The sequence below is a fragment of the Eggerthella sp. BIOML-A4 genome, from assembly GCF_009875575.1.
GTDB lineage: Bacteria > Actinomycetota > Coriobacteriia > Coriobacteriales > Eggerthellaceae > Eggerthella > Eggerthella lenta.
This window is the reverse complement of record NZ_WWRX01000004.1, coordinates 142,882-148,881: the sequence shown is the minus strand read 5'-3', so window position 1 is coordinate 148,881 and position 6,000 is coordinate 142,882. Positions and strand designations below refer to the sequence as shown.

At 59.7% G+C, this 6,000-nt stretch carries 4 protein-coding genes and 1 tRNA gene; 1 reads left to right on the top strand and 4 read right to left on the bottom strand.

Going from position 1 to position 6,000, the window contains the following annotated elements; genetic code table 11:
- Positions 1-107: 107 nt before the first annotated feature.
- The 4 genes from GT613_RS04635 to arcA form a co-directional block, all read right to left on the bottom strand.
- Positions 108-1,718, bottom strand: a complete 1,611-nt coding sequence (locus tag GT613_RS04635; protein WP_009304190.1) for a YfcC family protein — start codon at positions 1,716-1,718, stop codon at positions 108-110.
- A gap of 184 nt (positions 1,719-1,902) precedes the next feature.
- The gene (gene arcC / locus GT613_RS04630) at positions 1,903-2,856 is read right to left on the bottom strand and encodes a carbamate kinase (RefSeq protein WP_161172520.1); all 954 of its coding nucleotides are present in this window, start codon (positions 2,854-2,856) and stop codon (positions 1,903-1,905) included.
- 24 nt (positions 2,857-2,880) lie between these two features.
- Complete coding sequence (gene argF / locus GT613_RS04625; RefSeq protein WP_009304188.1) at positions 2,881-3,876, bottom strand: ornithine carbamoyltransferase; 996 nt, start codon at positions 3,874-3,876, stop codon at positions 2,881-2,883.
- A 182-nt stretch (positions 3,877-4,058) separates the two neighbouring features.
- The gene (gene arcA, locus GT613_RS04620) at positions 4,059-5,276 is read right to left on the bottom strand and encodes an arginine deiminase (protein WP_009304187.1); all 1,218 of its coding nucleotides are present in this window, start codon (positions 5,274-5,276) and stop codon (positions 4,059-4,061) included.
- 540 nt (positions 5,277-5,816) lie between these two features.
- Between arcA and GT613_RS04615 the strand changes: the two genes are divergently transcribed.
- Positions 5,817-5,892 (top strand) — tRNA-Arg (locus GT613_RS04615).
- The last annotated feature ends 108 nt before the right edge of the window (positions 5,893-6,000 follow it).

The following is a 6,000-nucleotide window of genomic DNA, read 5'->3' as shown; positions in this document are numbered from 1 at the left end:
CTCATCCCCCCCCCGTCTCATTCCCGCACGCGAAAAAGGATCCCCCGCCGAAGCAGGGGATCCTCGAAACGCGTCGGTTCATTGCGGCTATGCCGCGGGTTGCACGCTTACGCGGTGCCCGGGATAACCATCATCGCAACCGTCAAGATGATCACGCAGGCGACGCCCAGCACCACGAACAGCTTGCCGCCGAACTTCAGCCATGTGGAGTATTCCACCTTGGCCAGCGCCAAACCGCCCATGATAGCACCGCTCGTCGGGGTGAACAGGTTCACCAGGCCGTTGCCGGCGCTGAAGATCATGATCATGACGTCGGTCGAGAAGCCCAGCGAGTTCGCCAGCGGGCCCATGATGGGCATGGACACCGTGGCCATGCCGGACGACGACGGGATCAAGAACGACAGCACGATGTACAGCAAGAACGACATCGGCGCGAAGATGACCGCCGACAAACCGTTCAGAGCGTTCGCCGCGTTGTTCAGGATCCACATGTCGAGACCGGTCTCGCCCATAAGCACGGTGATAGAACGAGCCATGGCGATGATCAGCACGACGCTCATCATATCGGCGGTGCCGTTGATGAATGCCTTGACGAAACGGCTCTCGGACACGCCACCCACGATACCGATGATGATAGCCATGATGAGGAACCAGGTGGAAGCCTCATCGAAGTACCATTGACCCAACGGCAGACCCGTCAGGAACGCGGACCAACCCTGGGAGATCTCTTCTTCGGCCGTGACCGTGCCGGTCACATCGCCGTCGAACGTAATCTCGCCACCAACCTTCTTGTCGGTCCAAGCCGCGGAGATGTCGTCGCCGCTAACCTGCGTGGTGACCTCTTCCGTCGCCGCACCGGCATCGAACACCTCGACGCCGAAGTCGCCCCAAGGGATGAAGCCGACGATCATGACTACGAACGTCAGGGCGAACACGATGAGCGTCCACTTCTGACGACCCGTCATAAGCTTCTCGTTCGGGTTCGCCTCAGCGGTTTCGGCTTCCTGCTGTGCCTCGCCGAACTCGGCCTTCATGGTTTCCTGCTCCTGCAGAGACAGGATGGTGGAACCCTTGTTGGCCTTGACCTTCTTCGCGTAGCGCATGACGAAGACGATGGAGATCGCCAGCGTCACGAGCCACAGCACCACGCCCAGCAGGATGATGGTGCCCTGGTTGATAACGATGCCGGAAGAGCTCAAAGAGTCCACGGCAGCTCCGACGGCAAACGGGTTGACCGTCGAACCGAGCACGCCGCAACCGGCACCCAACAGCACGACCGCGGCACCGACAACGCTGTCGAAGCCTGCGGCGACCATGGTGGCCGCGAGCAGCAGGTAGAATGGAACCGTTTCCTCGCACATACCGTACGTCGTACCGCCGATGGAGAAGATGAACATCAGAATGGGAATGAGGATGAGCTCATTGCCCTTGAGCTTCTTCACCAGCGCTGCGATACCGGCGTCCAGCGCGCCCGTTTCCGTGACGATACCCAGGAAACCGCCCAGGATCAACACGAACAGACAAACAGGCAGGGCGTCGGTAAAGCCCTTGACGGGAGCCGTGGCCACATTGGCGACCGTGGCGCCTTGGACCCCTTCCACACCGGCCAGCGACATCACTACCGTGACCAGCGCCAGCACGATCAGGATGATCAGCAGGATGGTAAACGATGATATAGATCGCTTTTTCTTGCTCTTTTCTTTTGCTTTCTCGGTCATAACAACCCTTCCTAATTATGAGGATCGAGTCGGATATTTTGGCGAACGAGAAATTTTCAAGCGGATCAGCGGAAGCGTAACCGCAGACCGCTGTACCCCTGTTGCGGTGGCATGCGCCGAAACGCATGCCACCGCCCATCGTGCGGAAGCTGGGGGAAGCCTTCCGCTCACACGCAAAAAAGCTTTACGCCGTGATGACGGTGCCCGTCTTGCCTTCGATACCGGCAGCGGCGCACTCGAGCGACGTGATGAGAGCCTTGCCCTCGGGGAACGCGCGCACGTACTCGATGCACGCCTCCACCTTCGGGAGCATGGAGCCGGGGGCGAACTGGCCCTGGGCGATGAACTCCTCAGCCTCGGCAATGGTCATCGTGTCGATCTCGGCCTGGTCGGGCTTGCCGAAGTTCACGCAAACCTTCTCGACAGCCGTCAGGATGACCAGCATGTCGGCGCCGAAGTCGGCGGCCAGCTTGGCGGAAGAACGGTCCTTGTCGATGACCGCGGGAACGCCCTCGTACAGGCCTTCCTTCTCGAACACCGGCACGCCGCCGCCGCCCGTGGACACGACCACGTAACCGCCGTCCATGAGGTCCTTGACCGCGTCGAACTCGACGATGCGCACCGGCTTCGGCGAGGCGACGACCTGGCGCCAGCCGCGGCCCGCGTCCTCCTTGAACGTCCAGCCCGTCTCCTCGGCCTTGGCCTTGGCCTCTTCCTCGGTGAGGAAGGCGCCAACCGGCTTCGTGGGGTTCTGGAACGCCGGATCCTCGGGATCCACGACCGTCTGGGTCACGACGCACGCCGTAGAACGGTTGATGCCGCGATGCTTCAGGTCGTTCAGGATGGCCTGGGACAGCTGATAGCCGATGTAGCCCTGGCTCATGGCGCCGGCCTCGGGGAACGGCATCTCCGGGGTCTTGCCGTCGTTGGCGGACGCGTACGCGAACGCGTTGTTGATCATGCCGACCTGGGGGCCGTTGCCGTGGGAGACCACGACGTTGATGCCCTCTTCGACCATGTCGACGATGTTCTTCGCCGTCGCCTTCACGAGCTCGAGCTGCTCCCGGGGCGTGTTGCCCAGAGCGTTGCCGCCGAGCGCGATGACAACCGACTTACCTTCACCCTTCTGATAAGGCATGTTTGTTCACCTAGTCTTTCTGAGTTAGGAGAGCGTCGCGTACATGACGGCCTTGATGGTGTGCATGCGGTTCTCGGCCTCGTCGAACACCTTGGACTGCTTGGACTCGAACACGCCGTCGGTGACTTCCATCTCCGTGACGCCGAAGCGCTCGGCGATGTCGGCACCGGTGGTGGTGTTGGTGTCGTGGAACGACGGCAGGCAGTGCAGGAAGATGGCGTCCTTGCTGGCCATGGCCATGACTTCCTCCGTCACGCGGTAAGGCTCGAGGAGCTTGATGCGCTCGGCCCACACCTCGTCGGGCTCGCCCATGGACACCCACACGTCGGTGTAGATGACGTCGGCGCCCGTGCAGGCATCCTTCACGTCTTCGGTCAGCTTGATCGTGCAGCCGTTCTCGGCGGCGATGGCCTCGCAGGTCTCCACGAGGTCGGCGGCCGGCATGTTCTCCTTGGGGCCGCAGGCGACGAAGTTCAGGCCCAGCTTGGCGCACACGACCATGAGCGAACGAGCCACGTTGTTGGCAGCATCGCCCATGAACACCAGCGTCTTGCCCTTGATGTCGTAGTTGAAGTTCTCCTGAACCGTCAGGATGTCAGCGAGCATCTGGGTGGGATGCCACTCGGTGGTCAGGCCGTTCCACACCGGCACGGAAGCGCCGGCAGCCAGCTCTTCCACGTCGGACTGCGCGAAGCCGCGGAATTCGATGCCGTCGTAGAAACGGTCGAGCACGCGGGCGGTGTCCTCGATGGACTCCTTCTTGCCCATCTGGGAGCTGCCCGGATCGAGGTAGGTCACGCCCATGCCGAGATCCATGGCGCCGACCTCGAACGCGCAGCGCGTGCGGGTGGACGTCTTCTGGAACAGCAGGACGATGTTCTTGCCCTCGAGGTAACGATGGGGGGTACCGGTCAATTTCAGGTTCTTGAATTCGCGGGACAACTTCAGCAGGTACTCGATTTCCTCGGTGGTGAAGTCGAGGAGGCGCAGGAAGTCGCGACCGCTCAGGCTAGTAGGCATAGATCATTCCTTTCAACGTTGCTTACAGAACAAAACAAAATACGCACCGGCGGATAGAGCCAAGTTTCCGTCCGCCCCTTTTCGAACGCCAGGGCCGCGTTGCACGGCCCCGGCAATCCGGAAAAGGCAAGGGTAGCTCTCATAGCACTCGTGCGCATGCAGCTGCGCACGAGCTTGGTACCTTAGTCCTCGCGCACAAGCGGCATGCTCATGCAGCGCGGGCCGCCACGGCCGCGAGACAGCTCGGCGGAGGGCATCTCGAGAACCTTGAGGCCCTTCTCCTTGAGCAGCGCGTTCGTCACGTCGTTGCGCTCGTACACCACGATGGTGCCCGGCGCGATGCACAGCGTGTTCGAGCCGTCGTTCCACTGCTCGCGCTCGGCCGCGATGCGGTCGCCGCCGCCGCAGGGAATGAGCTCCACGGGGTTGCCGACGTACTTCTCGAGGATGTCCTCGAGCTTGCCGCTCATCTCCTTGACCTTGATACCGTCGCCCTCGGCGGTGATCTCGAAGACGGTCAGCGGGCCCATGATGCCGGGATGGATGGTGAACTTGTCGACGTCGATCTGGGTGAACACCGTGTCAAGGTGCATCATCGCGCGGTTGTTCGGGATGTTGAACGCCAGGATGGTCTCGACCGGGCTGGTCTCGTCCTCGAAGATGTTCTTCGCGATGGCGTCGATGGCGTCGGGCTCGGTGCGCTGGGAAATGCCGATGGCCAGCACCTTGTCGTTGATGTTGAGGATGTCGCCGCCCTCGATGTGGAACGTGTTGTAGCGGCTGTAGTACTCGGGAACATCCGCGAAGTCCGGATGGTTTCCGAAGATGTACTCGGCGTAGATCGTCTCGCGGTTGCGCGTGACGGAGTACATGCGGTTGATGGACACGCCGTTGCCGATGGACGCGAACGGATCGCGGGTGAAGTACAGGTTCGGCATGGGAGCGATGACCATCTTGGAGGACTCGCTGACGAGATCGACCAGGGAGTTCGACTTGTCGGTGTGAAGCTCGGTGAGGTTGATGCCCTCCATCGTCTTCATGACCAGGTCGAGGTTATCGGGGTAGTTCTCCTGCATATAGTCGAAGATGATCTTCTGGTAGCGGTCGGTGCGGATACCGGCCTCTTCGATCCACTGCTTGAGGAACTTCTCGCGCAGTTCGGGTTTCTGATCGAGGACCTCGGCCATGAGCTTCTCGAGGTACACGACCTCCACGCCGTTGTCGCGCAGAATCTGCGCGAAAGCGTCGTGCTCCTCCTGAGCGACCTTCAGAAACGGGATGTCGTCGAACAGCAGCTCTTCGAGCGTGTTCGGCGTCAGGTTCAGAAGCTCTCGACCAGGGCGGTGGAGAAGAACTTTTTTCAAGGGCTTGATCTCGCTCTTGACGTTCAAACCAGCCATAGCAACCCTCCTTTTCCTTTATGCATTTTCCAGATTTTAGGCTTGCGGAAGCGCCCGTTGCGCACCGGGCGTCCGTTCACCTCGCCAAAATCTCATGGTTCGGATCAAATTGCAACCACAAAAACGAAACAAAACGGTACCCCTCGTCATACCTCGTGGTTTTTCGGCGAATGGTCATCACCTAGCCGAGTACTATTCACAGTTTCTTCATATTTGCTTTATTGCGATAAAGTGTTGAAGTGGTTGCTGAAGCTGGTTTTCAGGGCTGGAACGCCCCATCGACGGACGTTGGGAGTGCATATTTGATTAACTCGAATGCATAAACATTCAAAAAGATGCATTTAGGATGCAATCGCTTCGCCGCATGCCGATCGGATGCTGAGAGCACGAGGAGCCCCGAGCCGATACTCTTGCAGCTTTCGAGCGCAAAACGCCAGATATATGGCTAATTTTCAGCCATCGCTCCCCCGCCGGTGCGCTCTGCGCATCCATCGGTTGCAGGAGGGAGTTTTACGGTATAATACCGGTGCTCGCTGAAACGCGCCCGTGGCTCAATGGATAGAGCAACGGACTTCTAATCCGTCGGTTGCAGGTTCGAGTCCTGCCGGGCGCGCCATCTTCTGCTTGCGTCGGCGCTTCGTTTGTACCTGCCTTTTTTGGCAATTTGAATAAAATTTAATTATTATCTCAAACTTTTTTCTAAAATACAATAGGAAGTTCTAAG